A 19742-nucleotide genomic window follows, 5' to 3' on the forward strand; every position below is an offset into this window, starting at 1 on the left:
CACAGCCGAAGGCAAAATGCACTCGCGAGATCAACATGGCAGAGCGCCCGCTCGGTGCCGCGCGGGACGTCTCAGCCGGTCGCAGCGAGTTTCGGGTGCAAGGGCCTGGCGCGGCGGTTCATGTTGCGCTGGATGATCGTGGCGACCAGATCGGGCGCCTCCTCGATCAGCATATGGCCAGCCTCCAGCACGTGGTGCACGTGAAATCGCGCGGGCAGACCATCCATTTGGGTAACGGGTAGCATCGGGTCATTGCTCCCCCATACCACCATCACCGGCATGGTCAGTGTGTCCAACCGGTCGTGCGGGATGACGCCCTGCCGGTCGTCGCTGGTCATGGCGGCAGCAATCTCGATGAGTTTCTCCACCTGGCCGGGTCGCTCGCGCATGTCGCGAAGGGTATCCACGGTGCGGTCGACGGCGCGCGTCAGCGGTCCCGACATCGCGCTTAGGCACGCCCGGATGTCGGAGGGATCCCATGAGGCGGCAAAGCGGCGCAACAGCGGGCCGTTGATCTCGGGGCCGAAGCCGCCCGGCGCCAGAAGTGTCAGCGAGGCCACCCTCTCGGGTTCGGCCAGTGCCATCAGCGTCGCCACCGCGCCGCCCATCGAGTGGCCCACCAGATGAACGCGCTTCACCGATCGCGCGGCGAGATCGGTCAGGACGGCCCTTGCCGCCACCTTGGCCGGGCCGGCGCCGGGGAAATCGAGCGACAGCCCGTGCCCCGGCAAGTCATAAGCGAGTGTGCGCACCGCAGGCGACAGCGACGGGATCACTTCGTGCCAGACACCGTGGCAGCCGCCAAAACCATGCAGCAGGGCGACGGCCTTCGAGCCAGCACCCTGTTCGGTGGCGTGAGCGATGCGATCATTGAAATGTGAAAGCTTATTACGGGACGGGAAGATTACGGGACGGGAAGATGGGAATGCGGCTGGATTGCTCCTTGTCCAGCACGATGGCCAGTAAAATTTTCGCGACGACTGGCGGTTGCGCTCTCTCGACCTTGCGAAGTCGCCTGACAAAGCCGACAATCCGTCGTATCGGGGGTTTGCCACCTACTTTCGGCGGCCAACAATTCGGTTGGTCCAAACAACCCGTTGGTGGGACGTCAGCTCGCGTTGCCGAGGCCCGCCGCGCGCAGGGCCCCAACCAGCCGCTCGGTCAGATCGGGCGGATATTTCCGGTCGATGAAGGTCGCGCGCGGATCGGCGGTGAATTTCGGAAATTTGGCGGTTAGCTCGTCGAGCAGCTTGCGCGCCAGATTGTCCTGGCCGGCGATCTTGGCACCGATCAGCCGGGCTGCAAGATAGTGCGATTTGGTTGCGGTTGTTCTCAAAGAGGAACTGGCGATGGCGGCCTTGTTCGTGTCGCCAAGCATGAGTTCGCCGGCGAAAAGTCCGAAATCCCACCATGTCGGATGACCGCTGGAGGCGTCCACCGCCTGGGCCAGGATCGGCGTCCCCTCGGCATACCTGCCAGCGAAAATCAACCCATAGCCGTAAGCTGCGGCCATGGCGAGATCGTAGGGATTGAGGTCATGGGCCTTGCGCATCCAGCGCAGCGCCTCGTCAGCGTTGCCAAGACGCGAATTGATGTAGCCGTAGGAGCGATGCGCATAAGGACTGGTCGGTCCCATCTGCACGGCGCGATGGGCAAATGTCATCGCCTTCTCGATCGTGGCATCCGGCGGATAGGCGTAGTGGTCGTTCACGGCCTCCAGGTGCAGCGAGGCGAGTTCCGAATAGACCAGTGATGACTTGGTGCCGCGTTCGGCGAGGGTTTCGAGGCAGCGATAGGCGGCTTCGTGGGTCCTGGCGTTCTGGTCGAGATAATATTTGTCGTTGAGCGTCAGGCATTGCGTGAGGACGGTCTGAATACCGCTCTGTTCGAGATAGCTGTAGATCGTGCCGGAAGCGGGAAGAGCGGACGTCAAGATGCCGGCTATACGGTTCTCGACGGCGGTCGGTGCGCTTTCGGCGGCGGTCAGGTTGCGCGACAAAAGCACCCGTCCGGTCGCCACGCTCTGCAGTTCAATCGTGATTTCGCCCGTATCCGGCCCAGGCAGAATATCGAAGATGAAGCTTGTGGCATTGGTGGCCGGATCGGTCGTGGCGACCGCGTCGCGACCGATGAAGTCGATCGTATCGAAACCGCTCAGGCCGGCGCGCAGCGATGCGGCGACACGGCTGGCATCCGTGCCACTGGCCTTGACGGCGATGTAGACGAGCGGCAAGGCCTCGCTGGCGGGAGACGGCTCGATGCTGCCGGTGAGGCCTGCGGTCTCGAGCGTGGCCGCAAGGTCGCCGCCTGCCAGCAGCGCACCGCTGCCCTGACGCAGGATCAGAACACCAAGCATGGCGATGACGACGGCGATCGCCATCCAGAAGAATCTGAGGTGACGTGCCACCGACGGCGCCGGCGCAACCATCGGTGCCAGTAAGGCAGGGGCCGCAATGGCACTCTCGGCAGTGCCGCGTTGCGCCGATGGAGCCGCCGCCGCTCCCGTCTGGATGGCGAGTTCGGCCGTCTCAGGCAAGCGGATCGCATTGAGCTCGTAGGCCGGGACATAGCCGCCGCGCGGAATGGCTATGCGGACAGGCTCGGCAACACCTTCATTGGCGAAATATTGCTGCAGCAAGTCGCGCAGCCGGCCGGCCTGAACCCGCACCACCGCATCGGTCGAAGGATCGAAATCGCCGTCCTTGCCGAAGACATCCATGGCGATGGAAAAGCCCTTGAGCCTGTCGGCTTCGCCTGCCTGTTCGCGCTCGACAAGATAACGCAACAGCTTGCGTGCCCGTTCGGATCTTCCGAACGTTTCGCTGGCAAGCAGTCGCTCCAATGTTTCGCGCACTGCGGGGGCGGCAGGCGTGGCATGCTGCAAGTGTCGATCCTCTCGAAGTCGGCACAGGTTAAGGCACGGATCATATAATGCCCGCACCGCCATACAAGTACACACCCATTATGCGATCGCGTACCCCACCGGATATTTTCCCGGTGGTTAATGAGCCGCGCGCGACAGGATGGCCAGGATGCCGGAGCAATCCAGGCCCGAAGGATGGCGGCGCGAGAGCCAATCCCGGCTCTCGCGCCGACGGTAAACTATCGCGCGTTGCGGCCGACGATACGATTGGCCGCTGACGTTACCGCTTCCAGTGAGGCAGCGACGATGTTGGTGTTGATGCCGGCGCCGAACAGCTTGCCGCCGGGATATTCCATCTCGACATAGGAGATAGCCGACGCATTCGAGCCGCGCTGCATCGAATGCTCGGAATAATCGAGCACCGACATCTCGACGCCGACATGGCGTGACAGCGCATCGACGAAGCCGTCGATCGGGCCGGTGCCGGTGCCTGATATCGTCACTTCCTTGCCGTTGTCGAGGATGACCGCCTCGACCACGCGCCGGCCCTTCACCTCGGTGGCCGGATAAGTGTGATGATCGAGGAATTTCAGGCGGGCGCCAGGCTGGTCGACATAGGTTTCGAGGAAGCGGTCATGAATACGCTTGGCCGGCACTTCCTTGCCTTCGGCGTCGGTGATCGCCTGGATAGCCTGACTGAATTCGATCTGCAGGTTGCGCGGCAAATTGAGGCCGTAATCGGCCTGCAGCACATAGGCAATGCCGCCCTTGCCCGACTGCGAGTTGATGCGGATGATGGCCTCATAGCTGCGGCCGACATCGGCCGGATCGATTGGCAGGTATGGCACTTCCCAGTGCGGTGTGTTGGCCTTCTTCAAGGCCTTCATGCCCTTGTTGATGGCGTCCTGGTGCGAGCCGGAAAAAGCAGTGTAGACGAGTTCGCCGACATAGGGGTGGCGCTCGGGAATCTTCAGCTGGTTCGAATATTCGTAGACATCCTTCATCCGGTTGATGTCGGAGCAGTCGATGCCCGGATCGACGCCTTGCGTGTACATGTTGAGCGCCAAGGTGACGATGTCGACATTACCGGTGCGCTCGCCATTGCCGAACAGCGTGCCCTCGACGCGGTCGGCGCCAGCCATCAAGCCGAGTTCGGTGGTGGCGATGCCGGTGCCACGATCATTGTGCGGATGCAGCGAGATGATCAGGTTTTCGCGGTTGTCGAGATTGCGGCACATCCACTCGATGCGGTCGGCATAGATGTTGGGCGTCGACATCTCGACCGTCGACGGCAGGTTGATGATCAGCTTGTTGTCGGGTGTTGGCCTGACGATCTCGGTGACGGCGTTGCAGATCTCCAGAGCGACCTCGAGTTCGGTGCCGGTGAAGCTCTCCGGCGAATATTCGAAGCGATAGCCGCCGCCGGCCTTGGCAGCCATGTCGGTGATCATCTTGGCCGCGTCGGTCGCGATACGCTTGATGCCGCCGACATCTTTCTCGAAGACGACGCGACGCTGCAACTCGCTGGTCGAGTTGTAGAAATGCACGATCGGGTTGGTGGCGTCCTTCAGCGCCTCGAAGGTGCGGCTGATCAGTTCAGGCCGGCACTGCACCAGCACCTGCAACGACACATCGGCCGGCACGTTGCCTTGCTCGATGCACCAGCGCGCGAAGTCGAAATCGGTCTGCGAAGCCGAGGGGAAGCCGATCTCGATTTCCTTGAAGCCCATGTCGAGCAGCAGGCCGAACATGCGCGCCTTGCGCTCGTGGCCCATCGGATCGATCAGCGCCTGGTTGCCGTCGCGCAGGTCGACCGAGCACCAGATCGGCGCCTTGTCGATCACCTTCGAGGGCCAGGTCCGGTCGGTGAGGCCGACGGTCGGGTAGGGTTGATATTTGCGGGCTGCGTCCGGCATGCCCCGGCCAACTTGCTTGCCGGTCGCGGCCTCGCTGGCGCGGATGTCTTCTCGTGCGTTCATCGTTGTTTCTCCCGGCGGCTGGCGGGTCCACCTTTCAGGCGGATGTGGAGCCAAGCGGCGCCTTTACCAGAATTTCGTTCGCTTGATATGATTTGCCAAGGAGCATGCGCTTGCGCGGCGGTTCGACCGCCGGGCGCTCCTTCAGCGAACCCGGCGATCGCCGATAAGGCCGAGAAGAAGCAGGGTCGAGGCAAGCGCGCGCACGGTCTCGCCGGCAAAGCCGGTCTGACGGGAAGCGGTGGTGGCGCGCGTGTTCATGGCCGCTCTCATACAGGAGCGGCCTGTTGGAGGCAAGCGGGCCGGCCCCCGTCGAATTTTATCTTAACGCGGATGCTCTTCCCCGCGCGCCGCAAATGCGCCAGACTTGGCTTCCGGCGGGGTGCCGTCGGCAGGGGGCGTTCATGAATTTCGTGTTCTTCTCGCCGCATTTTCCCGCCAATGGCGCCGATTTCTGCGACCGGCTGAAGAAGGCCGGCGCGACCGTGCTCGGTATTGGCGATGCGCCCTATGATGCGCTCGACGGCAAGCTGAAGCAGGCGCTTTCGGAATACTATCGCGTCGCCGACATGGAGGATTACGAGCCGGTGTTCCGGGCGATAGGCCATTTCATCCACAAATGGGGCCGCATCGACCGGTTCGAATCGCTCAACGAGCACTGGCTGGAGCTAGAAGCCAACATCCGCACCGACTTCAACATCTACGGCACCAAGCTCGATTTCGTGAAGAATCTGAAGCGCAAGAGCCGCATGCGCGCCTTCTTCCGCAAGAGCGGTGTCGAGACGATCGCGCAGCGCAAATGCTCCGACCGGGCCGGCGCCATGACCTTCATCCGCCGCGTCGGCTACCCCGTGGTGGTGAAGCCGGATTCGGGCTCCGGCGCTTCGAACACGTTCAAGATCTCCAATCCGAAAGAGCTCGACCAGTTCTTCCGGGACAAGCCGGAGGACGTGACCTTCGTCATGGAGCAGTTCATCGAAGGGCTGGTTGTGACCTATGACGGATTGATCAACCGTGACGGCGAGGTGGTGCTGGCGGCCAGCCATCGCTACGACCAGAGCGTCATGGACGTGGTCAACAAGGACCGCCACATGAGCTACACCTGCTTTCCTCGGATCAGGCCTGCCGTCGAGGAGGCCGGCCGCAAGATCCTGAAAGCATTCGACGTGCGCGAACGCTTTTTCCATATCGAATTGTTCGAGACCAGGGACGACCGCATCATCGCGCTGGAGGTCAACATGCGGCCGCCCGGCGCCTGGATGACCGACGCGATCAACTACACGTTCGACATCGATGTCTACGCGGCATGGGCGGACATGGTGGTCAAGGATGCCGTCGGCGGCCCCTATGAGGGCAAGTATTTCACCGCCTATGCCAGCCGCAAGCGCCACCTCGACTATTTGCATAGCCACGCGGACGTGCTAGCCGCCCACCGCGACAAGATCGTCCATCATCAGCCGATAGAAGAGGTTTTCAGCCGGGCCATGGGAAATTACGCCTACCAGATGCGCTCGAAGGATCAGGCTGATCTGCGCGAGGCGGTGGCCTATATCCACGCCGAAAAGGCTTGAGGCATGGACATTTCCTATCACAAGGTCTTCGCCCGCAATCTCGGCCGCGACATGGAGTACAAGCGCTACGGGCATGCCGGCCGGCCGGTCGTGGTGTTCCCGACCTCGCAGGGCCGGTTCTACCAGTTCGAAGATTCCGGCGGAGCGGGGGCGCTCGCCGAGTTCATCGATACCGGCCGCATCCAGCTGTTCACCGTCGACGGCATCGATACAGAATCCTTCTTCGCCAGGGATGTCGATGCCGTGCATCGCATCGACCGGCACGAGGCCTATTTCCGCTATCTGCGCGAGGAGGCGCTGCCGGAATTTCTGGAAACCGCCGCGCAAGCCAATGGCGGACGGCGGTTGAAGCCGCTGTTCTCGGGCTGTTCGATGGGCGGCTACCATTCCTCGAACTTCGTCTTCCGGTTTCCCGAGCTCGCCAGCGGCGTCATCTCGCTGTCGGGTGTCTATTCGGCCCGCGATTTCTTCGGCAAGGCGCTCGACGGCGACATCTTCTACAATTCGCCGCTCGATTATCTGCCAGGGATCGTCGACCCGAAACTGCTGGCGCGGCTGAAGGCGCTCAGGCTGATCTTCTGCTGCGGGCAGGGCGCATGGGAAGAGCGCATGCTGGTCGAGACCCGCCAGCTGGAACAGATACTGCGCGACAAATCCATTCCGGCCTGGGTCGACTATTGGGGCGGCGACGTCAGCCATGACTGGCCGTGGTGGCACAAGCAGCTGGCTTATTTCTTCGGCCGCTGGCTGGATGACGATCTGATGCACAGGCTGGACTAAGGTGCATTGATATTCAGCTGGCCTGCGAATGGCTGACGCCTACCCCTCCTGGCAGGCCGGCAGGGGTGCGGTCTGGTGCTCCGCCGCGGATCCGCGGCGCAGGCCGAGAAAGACGACGAGGGCGGTGACGATGGTGATTGCCGCCAGCACGATCAGCAGCCTGTCGAACGCCGTTTCGTAGGCCTCGACCAGCACGGCGACGCCCGCCGCCGGCAAATGGTGCACGGTTCCACCGACATTGCCGGTCACCAGCATTTGCGCCGCGGCGGCGGCGTCGCTGGAAGGCGCAGCGCCCCGAGCGGCGAGTTGCGCGGCGGTGAAGCCTGACAGGGTCGCCATGACGATGGCCAGCGCCACACCTTCGCAAGCGACACGGGTGGTGTTGAAGATGCCGACCGCCATCCCGGCCCGCTCCGTCGGCACGACGCTGACGGCGAGCCCGTCCATCAACCCCCAAGGCAAGGCGATGCCGACGCCGATCAGGATCAGTGGCGCGACCAGCGCAACCTCAACCGGTGGCGTCAGGCTCAGCCAGACCAGGCCGGCCGCCGCGACGAGCAGGCCGACGCCGCAGATCGTGGCCGGAGCGATCCAGCGCGCCAGCTGGCCGGCGAGCAAGGGCAGGAACAGCAACGGTCCGGAGAGGCAGATCATCAATTGCCCGGCCTTGATCTCGCTCATCCCCTCGATGCCGATGAAGCGGATCGGTAAAAGTACGAGCAGGACGACGAAGCCATAGGCGGGCGCCGCCGCAAGAAACTGGACGCCGACAAAGCGAGGAAAGCGAAACAGGGTGAGATCGAGCATCGGCCGGCGCACGCGCCGCTCGGCGACGACAAACAGCACAAAGCAAAGGACGGCGACGCCGAGAAGCGTTGCCACCAGCGGATCGGTCCAGCCGCTCTGGGGCGCCTGGAGCACGCCATAGGTCAGCGAGGCCAGCGCGAAGGTGAACGTGGCGGCGCCCGCCCAGTCGAGGCCGGAAGCATCCGGATCACGCGATTCCCTGATGGTGCGCAGGCCGAGGGTTGCCGAGCCAGCCGCGAGCGCCATCACCAGAACAAAGATCGACCGCCAGCCGAAGGCGGCGATGAGCAGGCCGGAGGCGATCGGGCCGAAGGCCAGCCCGATGCCGAAACTGGTGCCGAGGAAGGAGAAGGCGCGCAGCCGCGATGGTCCCTCGAATTCCTGGGCAAGTGCGGAGGCGCCGCCGGCGAAGGCCAAGGCACTGCCGAGCCCTTGCGCGGCCCTGAAGATGTCGAACCAGGCGATGTCGGACGCCAGCATCGCGCCGAGCGAAGCGAATATGTAGAGGGCAAGACCGACGAGGAAGATCCGCTTGCGGCCATGATTATCGGCCAGCGCTCCGGCCGCCATCAGGCTGGCGGCGAAGGTCAGCATAAAGGCGTTGGTCACCCAGTTGAGCGTGATCGGGCTGCCGCCGAGATCGGCCGCGATGCGGGAGAGCGCGACGGCCGGGCCGGTGAAGGTCAGAGGCATCGTCATCGCGGCGAGGCATACCGACAAGAGCACGAGCCATCTCTCGGCCGGGCCGGTGGTGGTCTTCAAGGTCATGGGTTTTTCCTATCTGAGCGGTCTGCGCCGGCATGCGCAACCGCGGCGCCGATCATGCGGACCAAGATAGGTCAGAGACAGATCAGGAATAATAGTATTAAATATCCTGATATAACGGACTGAAACGCTCGAATGGAGCAACATGATGGATCGCCTCAGCGGCCTTCTGGCTTTCGCCCGCACCGCCGAGTTCGGCAGCTTCGTCGCCGCCGGCCGGGCGCTCGGCATCTCCGCTTCGGCGGTCGGCAAAAGCGTCGCGCGACTCGAACAGCAACTCGGCGTGCGGCTGCTGCAGCGCTCCACGCGGCGGATCGGCCTGACGGAGGAGGGCAAGCTGTTCAACGAGCGCGTGCGGCGCATCCTCGACGACATCGACGATGCCGAGGCGATGCTGTCGCGGATAAGGGAGACGCCGCGTGGGCGGTTGCGCGTCTCGACCCCGATCGTCACCTACCATCTTTTGCTGCCGGTGCTGTCGGAGTTCATGGCCGGCTATCCCGAGATCGAGCTCGATATCGATTTCAACGACCGGATCGTCGACGTCATCGAGGAAGGCATCGACGTCGCCATCCGCAGCGGCGAGCTGCCTGATTCACGATTGGTGTCCAGACCCATTGCGCCCTTCCGCATGCTGCTGTGCGCGGCTCCTTCCTACCTCGATCGCCATGGCACTCCCGGTGTGCCGGCGGATCTCATCAGGCATTTCGGCATAAACTTCCGCTATCTCAACAGCGGCAGGCTGCTGGACTGGCCGTTCATTACCGGGAGCGCCCAACCGCTGATCCGTTCGATGCTGACCTGCAACAACATGGAAGCTTTGAAAGGCGCCACGATCGCCGGACTCGGCATCGCCTGCATGCCCGATTTCCTGGTGGGGGACCCGCTGCGCGAGGACCGGCTGCGCACCGTGCTTGACGATCATGTCGACGGCCGTGGCCAGTTCCGGATGCTATGGCCCTCCAATCGCCATCTGTCGCCAAAGGTGCGCGTCTTCGTCGATTTCCTGCCCGAACGCCTGGCAGCCGCGCGATAGCGGTGCCTTGGTGGCAGCCCTCATCATTCCCGGATGCTTCTGGCTACCAGCCGGGCAATGCTCGGGCCGACAAGCAGCACGATCAGGAAGCGCGCCGACTGCAGGGCCATGACAAAGGAGATGTCGACGTTCTGCGCGGCGGCGGCGATGATGGCGACGCTGTCCATGCCGCCAGGGCTTGTCGCCAGATAGGCGGTCAGCGGGTCGACGCCGGCGAGCCGGCTGATGAGGAGGGCAAGGCCGCCGCAAAACGCGATCAGCGCGATGATCGAAGCGATGATCTGCGGCAAAGCGCGTGCCGCGTGGCGCAGGATTGGCCTGGTGAAGTTCAGGCCGATCGCCCAGCCGACCATCGCGTAACTGACCGCCAGCAGCCATTGCGGCAATTGCATCGGCACCCCGAGGCCGAGATGGATGACTGTGCCGAAGATGAAGCTGCCGAGAAAGAAGGGCGAAGGCAGCCGGCAAAGCCTGCCCGCGAGGCCGCCGATGAGCGCCATGCCGATGGTGGCGGCGAAGGGTTGCGGATCGATCTCGGGGAACCAGATAACGGGCGGGACCTCGATGCCCGAGGTGTCGACCCACATCTTGGCGACGAGGGCTGCCGTCATCGAGACGAAGATGACGCGCAGATACTGCATGAAGGCGACAAGGCGTTGATCGGCGCCGAAGGCGCCGGCCATCAGCACCATGGCGGTGGCGGCCCCCGGCGAAGAACCCCAGACGGCGGTGGTGCCCGGCAGGATGCGCCAGCGGCTGATCAGCCAGCCAAGCAGGCTCGAGGCCGCGACGGTGGCGATCACCACGCCGAGGAACAGCGGCCATTCCTTGTAGAAGACCGGGAAGATATCGGCCGAGATCGAAGCCGCGACGAGGCAGCCGACGACAGCCTGGGCGGCGCCGAACAGAAGGCGCGGCACACGCACCGCGGCACCGTTGGTGCCGGCGACGATGGCCGCCAGCATCGGTCCGATCAGCAGCGCCGCCGGCAAAGCGGCGAGTTCCAGCGCGCCGGCGAAGAGCGCGGAGATGACCAGCAGGATGAGCCACTGCCAAGGCTTGCTCAGCCGCGTCATGCGCTCGATGGCGGGTTGGTCGGAAGCTGGCTGCTCGGCCTCGGAATCCATGTTCTGGTCTTAACCCCAGACGCGAAAAATGCGAACGCAAGTGCGCGTGAAAAGCATGTTTCCGCCTCGGGCGCCCGCCTTAGCCCGTTTTGGCTTCAGCCAAGCCGAAGCCGCCCACCGGATGCGTTTCCACCTGGAATTCGAAGCCGCCGATGAAGGGGCGCGCCTTGGCGATCGCCGCCTGGACTTCGGGAAGCTGCAGCGAGGCCTTGTGGCTTGCCTGATCGGTCCACACCTCGGTCACCCAGATCGCGTCGGCGTCGGCCGGGTCGGTGGCGATGATATAGCTCAGGCAGCCGGGCAGGGCGCCAGTGCTCTCACGCAGCACGGCCATGACAGCGTCGCGCTGGCCACGCGCCGCCCGCATCTTGCCGATCAGTCCATACATGTCCTCGTCTCCCCCTGGGTTGGCGCGAAAGGAGTGTGTCCAGTATGCCGGTCGCCGGTCAAGGCATTAACTGGCCGCCATTGACCTCGATCACCTGGCCGGTGATGTAGCCGCTCAACAGATCCGATGAGAGGAATAGATAGGCGCCGACGCAATCTTGCGCCGTGCCGGCACGGCCCTGCGGGATGGTGGCGACCATGCCCTTCATCTGCTCGTCGGTCGAATAGCGTTCGTGGAAGGGGGTAAGGATGGTGCCCGGCGCCACGGCGTTGACGCGGATGCCGAAGCCGATCAGTTCCTTGGCCATGCCGCGCGTCACGTTGGAGACGAAGGCCTTGGCCGAGCCGTAAAGGCCGGCGCCGCCGCCCGCCCCGTTGCGCGCGGCGATCGACGAGGTGTTGACGATGAAGCCGCCCTGTTTTTTCAGCCACGGGATCGCCTTGCGCGTGGCGGTCAGCACCGAGCGTGCGTTGAGGTCCATCACCGCGTCGTAATGCGCCTCGGTCTGCTCGGCGTAGGGCACGCGGCCAAGCATGCCGCCGGCATTGTTGACCAGCCCGTCGAGCCGGCCGAAATGCCGCGCGCTGTCCTCGACGACGCGTTCGACATCGGCAGGGAGAGAAAAGTCGCCTTGGACGAGGAACACCTCACCGCCGCCGTCGCGGATGGTCTGGCCGAGTTTCTCGGCGGCGTCGCGGCTGGAATTGTAGTGCAGCGCCACCTTGCATTCCTGCCCGGCATAAGCGAGCGCGAGCGCCGCGCCGATGCCGGTCGAGGCGCCGGTGACCAGCACCGCCTTGCCGGCGAGGTCGGGGATGACAAGACCAAGGGCTGTCTCTGGCACTGCTGTTCCTCCGGGGGATTTCCAAGTTTCTTGGCGGGTGTTGCCACCCTTGCATTCAAGTCAGTGCCGCTTCAAGGCCTGAGATAGACATAGCCCTGGCTTTGCAGTTCGGCGAGCTTGACGACGCCACCCCTGTCGGCGGCATGGAAGCCGTCGAGCAAATCGGCGAGCGTAATATCCATGCCGTGCATGGTGTTGCCGCAGGCATGCGGGTCGAGCCCTTGCTGGACAAGACCGGTAAAGCGCCCCGAAACCGCCGCCGATATGCCCTTCGACTTGAAGCCGGCAAGCGCCGGACCATGCACGACCAGCGCGATATCGACGTTGCCGCCCGTGCCCTCATAGTGGTTCTTGATGTTGCCGAGCACGAAATTGATCTTGTCGAGGTCGCTGAGGTGATAGGCGACCTTCAGCCTGGCAGGCTCGGTGGTTGCCGCCTGCACCGCCCGCAGGCCTAGAAGCGTCCCGGCTCCGGCGAGAGCCGCGTGGAACATGTCACGTCGGCGCATGGCGTGCCTCCCTGGCTTGCCGGCTCAGCGCGATTTGCGTGGCCGCGGCCGCAATACTAGCATAAATTAACGTTACGTCCTGTCGATGCGGAGAGGGGCACATGGCGTTCAGGGAATGGAAGACGTTTGCCAGCGCCGGATTTGGCGCCGCACTGCTTGGCGGACTTGTGGGTTCTGCTTTTGCCGACAATGCGCTCAAACTCACCGAACTCAGCCCCAACGGGGCGGACGCCTGTTTCGGCCGGGTCTATGACGCGGCGCACCTCAAGGCGCGTCCGAAGCAGAAGGTGACGCGGATTTTCTTCTACTACGGCCATAATCCGGTCAGCCGTCCGAATGAGGAACCGAACGCGAATTCCGATACTTCCTACAATGGGTTCCTCACCACCACGGTGCGTGGCGCCAAGGCGCCGGAATGGGCCGGAGGCTGGTGCAATCACGAGTCCGAGGATGGCGCATCGGGCCCGATCCGTTGCGGCATGGACTGCGACCGTACGCTGGCGTCGCTGAAGGTCGACGGCAAGGGTCGGCTGATCCTGTCGGACCTGTCGTCCGATATCTACCTCGACGCCGGTTCGGAAGAAGAACTCGGCGCGGCTGAATACGACAGGCAGGCGCTTGGCAAGGAAGACGACAATTTCCGCCTCGATCCGATGCCGGCGGCGACCTGCAAGGCTGAATTCGCCCGCATCGATCCGATCGACCCGGCGCTCGGGCCGCCGCTGCGCGAGCGGCTCAAACCCGACCAGGCCTTCTGCTACGGGCGCGACTATGACGCTGCGCATATGAGTTCGCATCCAGAGCAACTGACGCAGTCGATCCGGGTGTTTCGAGGACCGGTGGAACTGGCGTCCTTCGCCTCGGGAGGCGACGCCGCGAACTGGCCCGACGGCGCCGACATCGCGGTCTCGGTCACGACGCGGCAGAAGGGGGCCAAGGTCACGCAGACTTATTCATGCCAGGGCGAGGCCGATCAATGGCGTTGTGCCGCGAGTTCGAAGACGAGCAATTATTCCTGCGACATTGCGCAAAAGGAGATCTTCCTCAAGCGCGGCGCCAACGGCGCCATCACGCTTGCCAACCCCAACAGCAGCCTGGCGATCGTCGACCTGTGCTCGAAGGCGGCCGACGGCAAGACGATGTCCGACGACAAGGTCTATCGGCTGGAGCCAATGCCACAATCCGCCTGCGCGCCGTAACCAGCGTTTCGTCATCCTTGGGTCGCCGCTACGGAGCTGCGCTCCTGCTTCGCCCAAGGATGACGAAGTCGAGAAACTCCGGTTAGCTCTTTGTTTTTACGCAATTCCGGACGGAGAGCCGCTCATGCTTTCTTGGAATTGCTCTTCCAAGGTCAGCGACAGTGACCCGCCTCAGGCGAACGGCACCGCGGTCGTGCCCTTGGGCAGCTTGGCTTCGTCGTCGGGCTCGACATGGATGGTCACCCGCACCGAGGGGAGTTCGGCCTTCAGCGCGTCTTCGATGCGATCGCAGATGACATGGCTGGCGCCGACCGACATGTCGGCGTCTACGACCAGATGGAACTCGATGAAGGTGGCGCGGCCGGCGATGCGGGTCTTGAGATCGTGCACCTCCATGGCGCCCTTGCAATTGGCCGAGATGATGTCGCGGATGCGCATGTGCTCCGCCGTGTCGACGGCCCGGTCCATCAGGCCGTTCATCGACGAGCCGATGACATGCCAGCCCTGCCACAGGATGTTGAGCGCGACGATGACGGCCAATGCCGGGTCGAGGATCTGCCAGCCGGTCAGGATCGCTCCGACCAGGCCGCCGAAGACGCCGACCGACGTCACCACATCGGTCATGATGTGATTGCCGTCAGCGACCAGCGCCGGCGATTTCTCCGCCCGGCCCGTGCGAATCAGCATCCAGGCCCAGAAGGCGTTGATGACGGTGGCGACGCCGTTGACGGCAAGGCCTTTCCAAGGCTGTTCGAGCGGCGCCGGGGCCTGCCAGGAGCGCCAGACTTCGTTCAGAATCAAAAGCGCGGCGAGCACGATCAGCACGCCTTCCAGCACGGCGGAGAAATACTCGGCCTTGTGATGGCCGAAGGGGTGATCCTGGTCGGCCGGCTTGTGGCTGACCTGGATCGCCCAGAAAGCGGCAATCGACGCGATGACGTTGACGATCGATTCCAGCGCGTCCGAATAGAGCGCGACGGAGCCGGTCACGTACCAGGCGGCGGCTTTCAGCGCGAGCACGACAAAAGCGATCACGATCGACCAGAAGGCAAGGTTGGCGACCTTGCGCTTCGCGGCCGCCCTGGCTGCGATCGCCATCGTGTTCTCGGCTTCGGCCATTGGCGTCAGGCTGCCTTTTCCTTGGCCTTTCGCGGCAAATGCGCGACGATGTTCTCGATGATGCGCATGCCGGCATTGTGGCCGAGCGTCATGATCGATTCCGGGTGGAACTGCACCGCGGCGATCGGCTCCTTGCGGTGCTCGAAGGCCATGATGACGCCGTCTTCCGTCTCGGCCGTAACCATGAAATCGTCGGGCAGGCGTACCGGATCGGCGAAGATCGAGTGGTAGCGGCCGACGGTGACTTCCTTGGGCAGGCCGGAGAAGATGATGCCCGGCTTCGAGACGCGGATACGCGACGGCTTGCCGTGCATGGGAATGTGCAACTGCCTGAGTTCTCCGCCATAGGCTTCCGCCAGTGCCTGCAGGCCGAGGCACACCCCGAAGATGGGCAGGTCGCGCGCGCGCGCCTTTTTGATGGTCGCGGCGCAGTCGAAGTCCTTCGGCGTGCCGGGTCCGGGTGACAGCACGACGAGGTCGGGCTTCAGCCGGTCGAAGACTTCCTCCGGCACCGGCGAGCGCACGGTCGAGACATTGGCGCCGGTCTGGCGGAAGTAGTTGGCCAGCGTATGGACGAAGGAATCCTCGTGGTCGACCAAAAGGATGTTGACGCCGTCGCCGACGCGCGCCGTGGTGCGCTCGGTGCTGGTCGAATTGCCCGTCTTGGCGTCGCGGATCGCGGAGAGCATGGCGGATGCCTTCAGTTCGGTTTCAGCTTCTTCTTCCTCTGGAATGCTGTCGAAGAGCAATGTAGCGCCGGCACGAACCTCGGCGATGCCGTCCTTGATGCGGATGGTGCGCAAGGTAAGGCCGGTATTCATGTCGCCGTTGAAGTTGACCATGCCGATCGCGCCGCCATACCAGGCGCGCGGGCTTTTCTCGTTCTGCTCGATGAAGCGCATGGCCCACAGTTTCGGTGCGCCGGTGACGGTGACCGCCCAGGCGTGCGAGAGAAACGCGTCGAAAGCGTCCATGCCTTCACGCAAGCGGCCCTCGATGTGGTCGACCGTGTGGATCAGGCGCGAATACATCTCGATCTGGCGGCGACCGATGACGCGTACAGAACCCGGCTCGCAGACCCTGGACTTGTCGTTGCGATCGACGTCCGAGCACATTGTGAGCTCGGATTCGTCCTTCTTCGAATTGAGCAGCTTCAAGATCTGCTCGCTATCGGAGATGGCGTCGTCGCCGCGTTTGATGGTGCCGGAGATCGGACAGGTCTCGACGCGGCGGCCATTGACGCGCACGAACATCTCCGGCGACGCACCGATCAGGTATTCGTTCTCGCCCAGGTTGATGAAGAAGGAATAGGGCGACGGGTTGATGGACTTCAGCTTGCGCGAAATCTCGGAGGGCTGGGTCTCGCAGCGCTCGTAGAACATCTGGCCGGGGACGACCTCGAACAGGTCGCCACGCTTGAACGAGTCCATCGCGCGGCGCACCAGATTGGCGTATTCGCCGGGCTCATGGTCGCCGCGTGGCGGGATACGGTCGGCGGTCTTGAACGGCTCGGCGATTTGGTCGCGTGGCAGGCCTTCGGTCGAAAAACCTTCGCCCGCATAGTCGTAACGGTCGGTCCAGGCCTTGGCCGAGTAGTGGTCGACGACCAGGATCTCGTCGGGCAGGAACAACACCAGGTCGCGCTGGCTTTGCTTGCGCACGAGCGTGTGGTCGACCGGGTCGAACTGGAAGGCAAGGTCGTAGCCGAAGGCGCCGTAGAGACCAAGATTGGCGTCTTCCGCCGTCTTGAACAGCGCGGTGATGGCGCGCAGCACGGTGAAGACCGAGGGAACGCGGCTGCGTTCCTCCTCGGTGAAGACACGGCCGGGTTTGGCGACATCGAGGCGGATCAGCTTTTTCGAGGTCTCGGCGATCGTGACCTCGGCGAGGCCGCCCAGTGTCCTGCCGATGACCGGCAACAGCGCCTCGCCACGGCCGTTCAGCGCCTCGATACGCATGGCGCGGCCGCGTGCCGAGATGACCAGCGGCGGATCGATGATGGCCGTATCCCAGCGCGTGTAGCGGCCGGGATATTCGTAGTTCGAGGAAAATACCGCGCCCCGGCGCGAGTTCAGCCCCTCGACATAAGTGTCGATCGCGCCTTCATAGGGGCGGTCGTGGCGCTCGCGGGTGATGGTGATGCCACCCGCCGTCGCGAAGCTTTCAGCGCCGTTTTCCAGAACCTTCAACGTCATTGCCGTCTCCATCAGCTACTTGGGCAACGGACCCGGGAATGGCTTTAAAAAACAAATGGCCGCCCGGACATTCCGTTGCGGCCACCCTCTATTTTCACGCGCACGCGTTCGAACAGGCCGCTGTCAGCAGGCCCACCACCAAATGGTCTTGATCGAACGCATGTTCATGGCGATTCCCTTAGCGGCGATTGGGCGGCCGCGCAACTGGATTCGACGCAGGCTCAATCCTCCAGCGTGCCCGACCTTGCATCGGCACTCTTCCTGTCGCCAACCAGTTTCAACAGGTCTTCGCCGATGCGGATGATGCGGCGCGAGCGGCGGGTCAGGATGATGCCGTCCTGCGGCGCGAACACTTCCGTGCGGCCATCGGCTTCGCCTGGCGCGTGAACGATGGTAGCGAGCCGCGCGCCCCTGGTGACGCGGTCGCCGGGCTTGACGTCGTAGAGGACCGCACCGCCACGGGGCGCCGGCATCATGTCGATATTTTCCAGAGGTGCCGCGACGCCCTTGAAGGGGCCGGGCGCGGGCAGGGCGGTGTCGGATATCACGCCGCGCGCCACCAGCAGCCGGTAGAGGCCTTCGGCGTCGGACTTGGCCAGCGCGCCGTCGACATCGAGAATGCCGCGATATTCGACAGTGGTGGCGACGCGCCTGTCGAACTTCGCCACATCGGCCGATGCGTTCTGGTAGGGCATGATCGAAGCGCCCTCGAAGGTGCCGTCGGTGTCCTCGCTCCACAGCACCACGGCATCGACGCCCATGGCGGCGGCGCAATCGGCCATCCCGGGCCACAGGCTGGTGTGGACGTAGAGATAGGCAAGACCCTCATCGTCGCAGTGCAGGTCGAGAACGATGTCATGGCCGAGCGAAAGCTGCACCAGGCGCGACTTCAGCCGCTGGTCGGCGCCGCCAAAGGTGGCGTCCGGCAAGAGCCTGGCGTCGGGCGCGGCCAGCAGCGGAAAGCCGCGGTTGAAGTTGGTGCGGGTGCCCAGATGAAAGCGACCCTGGTGCTCGCCGAAATGGTATTGCGCGCGGCCGATCGGGTTGGCCCAGGGCACGATGGTGATGTTGCCCTTGATGCGACCCTCGGCCTCGGCCTTGTTCAGCATCGGCATCAATGCATCGACGGCGACGACGCCAGGCAATTCGCCGGCATGGAGCGCTGCCTGCAGGTAGGCCGAAGGTGCTGTCTTGTCGGCGCCGGCCAAGCGGAGCACCGGGAATTCGTAGGAAACGCCGTCGCTGTCGCCGGCGATGCGTTCGATCGATTTCTGCATGACGTTCTCCATGAAAGCGAGAAGACATGCCCATTGGAAGGTACCGATGTCGATTGGTCCAGCCCGCCGCGCTATGGGCGCAAGGGCCTATTCCGCGGCAGCGTGAAGCGTGACAGGCGCGCGCCTGTCCAGCGCCGCCGACAGCACCGCAGCGGCGACCGCCAGCAGGGCTAGCACCGCGCCGACCAGTGGCAAACCGGCATAGGAAACGCCTGATGACAGCGCCACGCCGCCGATCCATGCGCCGCCGGCATTGCCGACATTGAAGGCGCCTTGATTGAGCGTGGCTGCAAGGTTCGGTCCTTCGGAAGCCGCCTCGACGACCCGGATCTGCAGAGGTGGCACGACGACGAAGATGAGCAGGCCCCAGAGGAAGACGATGCCGATGGCAACGCTGGCGATCGCGCCGAACTGCATGAAGCCGACGAACAGCAGGGCCATCAGCAGCAAGGTGGCGATCACTGTCGGCATCAGTTTCCAGTCGGCAAGCCTGCCGCCGATGATGTTGCCGATGGTCATGCCGGCGCCGAACAGCAACAGCACCCAGGTGACAGCCGCGGTCGACAGGCCCGACACGTCGGTGAGGTATGGCTTTATGTATGTGAAGACGGCGAACAGGCTGGCCGAGGTCAGCGCCGCGATCAGCATCGCCAGCCACACTTGCAGCTTGCCGAGCACACGGACTTCGGCGCGCAGACCGCCGCCGCTCGGTTCCGTGACGTCGGACGGCACCAGCCAGGCGATGGCCGCGACCGAGATCAGGCCGATGCCGACCACGGCCAGAAAGGTGGCCCGCCAGCCGAAGGCTTCGCCGAGTGCGGTGCCTGCGGGAACCCCGAGGATGTTGGCGAGCGTCAGGCCCGCGAACATCAGCGCGATGGCGCTGGCGCGCTTGTTGCGCGGCACAAGGCTTGCCGCGACGACCGAGCCGATGCCGAAGAAGGCGCCATGGCCGAAAGCGGTGAAGACGCGCGCAGCCATCAGCAGCCAGTAATTGGGCGCGATGGCGCAGAAGAGATTGCCGACGACGAACAGGGCCGCAAGTCCCACCAGCACGGGCTTGCGCGGCAAATGCGCGGTAGCCATGGCCACGACAGGCGCGCCGAAGACGACCCCCAGCGCGTAGCCGGTAACCAGCAGGCCGGCGGCGGGGATCGTCACGCCGAGATCGGCGGCGACCTCGGGCAGCAGGCCCATGATGACGAATTCGGTGGTGCCGATGCAGAAGGACGCAATGGCAAGCGCAAGGATCGGCAAAGGCATGGGAGGTCCAGACTGAATCGGTT

16 protein-coding genes are annotated in these 19742 nt (G+C 64.0%); 4 read left to right on the top strand and 12 right to left on the bottom strand.

The window, feature by feature from the left end; genetic code table 11:
- Positions 1-71 precede the first annotated feature (71 nt).
- The 3 genes from FJ527_RS11950 to leuA form a co-directional block, all read right to left on the bottom strand.
- Positions 72-818: an alpha/beta fold hydrolase gene (locus FJ527_RS11950; protein WP_246677714.1), complete on the bottom strand. Its 747-nt coding sequence runs from the start codon at positions 816-818 to the stop codon at positions 72-74.
- A gap of 290 nt (positions 819-1108) precedes the next feature.
- Positions 1109-2884 (bottom strand): hypothetical protein, encoded by a 1776-nt coding sequence (locus FJ527_RS11955; protein ID WP_140823184.1) that lies wholly within the window; start codon positions 2882-2884, stop codon positions 1109-1111.
- Between the two features lie 218 nt (positions 2885-3102).
- Positions 3103-4842: a 2-isopropylmalate synthase gene (gene leuA / locus FJ527_RS11960; RefSeq protein WP_140823185.1), complete on the bottom strand. Its 1740-nt coding sequence runs from the start codon at positions 4840-4842 to the stop codon at positions 3103-3105.
- A gap of 401 nt (positions 4843-5243) precedes the next feature.
- Here leuA and FJ527_RS11970 point away from each other — a divergent pair, with 401 nt between their 5' ends.
- Together FJ527_RS11970 and FJ527_RS11975 are read left to right on the top strand one after the other, a co-directional pair.
- Positions 5244-6410 (top strand): ATP-grasp domain-containing protein, encoded by a 1167-nt coding sequence (locus FJ527_RS11970; RefSeq protein ID WP_140617648.1) that lies wholly within the window; start codon positions 5244-5246, stop codon positions 6408-6410.
- Positions 6411-6413: 3 nt separating this feature from the next.
- Positions 6414-7190, top strand: coding sequence for an alpha/beta hydrolase-fold protein (locus FJ527_RS11975; protein ID WP_015316013.1), 777 nt, complete (start codon positions 6414-6416; stop codon positions 7188-7190).
- A gap of 39 nt (positions 7191-7229) precedes the next feature.
- Here the strand turns inward: FJ527_RS11975 and FJ527_RS11980 are convergent, their stop codons facing one another.
- Entirely contained in the window at positions 7230-8765 is a 1536-nt protein-coding gene (locus FJ527_RS11980) for an MFS transporter (RefSeq protein ID WP_140823186.1), read from the bottom strand.
- Positions 8766-8910: 145 nt separating this feature from the next.
- On the opposite strand from FJ527_RS11980, the gene FJ527_RS11985 reads away from it, so the two are divergent.
- Complete coding sequence (locus tag FJ527_RS11985; protein WP_140823187.1) at positions 8911-9798, top strand: LysR family transcriptional regulator; 888 nt, start codon at positions 8911-8913, stop codon at positions 9796-9798.
- A gap of 23 nt (positions 9799-9821) precedes the next feature.
- Here FJ527_RS11985 and FJ527_RS11990 read toward each other — a convergent pair whose 3' ends face one another.
- The 4 genes from FJ527_RS11990 to FJ527_RS12005 all read right to left on the bottom strand — a co-directional run bounded on the left by FJ527_RS11990 (position 9822) and on the right by FJ527_RS12005 (position 12666).
- Positions 9822-10925: an AbrB family transcriptional regulator gene (locus FJ527_RS11990; protein ID WP_140823188.1), complete on the bottom strand. Its 1104-nt coding sequence runs from the start codon at positions 10923-10925 to the stop codon at positions 9822-9824.
- 79 nt (positions 10926-11004) lie between these two features.
- A complete protein-coding gene (locus FJ527_RS11995) occupies positions 11005-11313 on the bottom strand; it encodes a putative quinol monooxygenase (protein WP_015316017.1) in 309 nt (102 codons plus the stop codon).
- Between the two features lie 58 nt (positions 11314-11371).
- The gene (locus FJ527_RS12000) at positions 11372-12157 is read right to left on the bottom strand and encodes an SDR family oxidoreductase (protein ID WP_140823189.1); all 786 of its coding nucleotides are present in this window, start codon (positions 12155-12157) and stop codon (positions 11372-11374) included.
- A 71-nt stretch (positions 12158-12228) separates the two neighbouring features.
- Entirely contained in the window at positions 12229-12666 is a 438-nt protein-coding gene (locus tag FJ527_RS12005; protein ID WP_140823190.1) for a DsrE family protein, read from the bottom strand.
- Positions 12667-12767: 101 nt separating this feature from the next.
- Between FJ527_RS12005 and FJ527_RS12010 the strand changes: the two genes are divergently transcribed.
- A complete protein-coding gene (locus FJ527_RS12010; protein WP_140823191.1) occupies positions 12768-13865 on the top strand; it encodes a hypothetical protein in 1098 nt (365 codons plus the stop codon).
- 171 nt (positions 13866-14036) lie between these two features.
- Here the strand turns inward: FJ527_RS12010 and FJ527_RS12015 are convergent, their stop codons facing one another.
- From FJ527_RS12015 to FJ527_RS12030, 4 genes are all read right to left on the bottom strand, one after another.
- Positions 14037-14984, bottom strand: coding sequence for a cation diffusion facilitator family transporter (locus tag FJ527_RS12015; RefSeq protein ID WP_140823192.1), 948 nt, complete (start codon positions 14982-14984; stop codon positions 14037-14039).
- Between the two features lie 5 nt (positions 14985-14989).
- Entirely contained in the window at positions 14990-17179 is a 2190-nt protein-coding gene (locus FJ527_RS12020) for an anthranilate synthase (protein ID WP_140790921.1), read from the bottom strand.
- 221 nt (positions 17180-17400) lie between these two features.
- On the bottom strand, positions 17401-18456 hold the full coding sequence (locus tag FJ527_RS12025) for a succinylglutamate desuccinylase/aspartoacylase family protein (protein WP_140823193.1): 1056 nt from the start codon (positions 18454-18456) through the stop codon (positions 17401-17403).
- A gap of 87 nt (positions 18457-18543) precedes the next feature.
- Positions 18544-19719, bottom strand: coding sequence for an MFS transporter (locus tag FJ527_RS12030; protein WP_140665162.1), 1176 nt, complete (start codon positions 19717-19719; stop codon positions 18544-18546).
- Between the last annotated feature and the right edge of the window lie 23 nt (positions 19720-19742).

It is taken from the genome of Mesorhizobium sp. B2-4-18 (assembly GCF_006441385.1).
Lineage (GTDB): Bacteria > Pseudomonadota > Alphaproteobacteria > Rhizobiales > Rhizobiaceae > Mesorhizobium > Mesorhizobium australicum.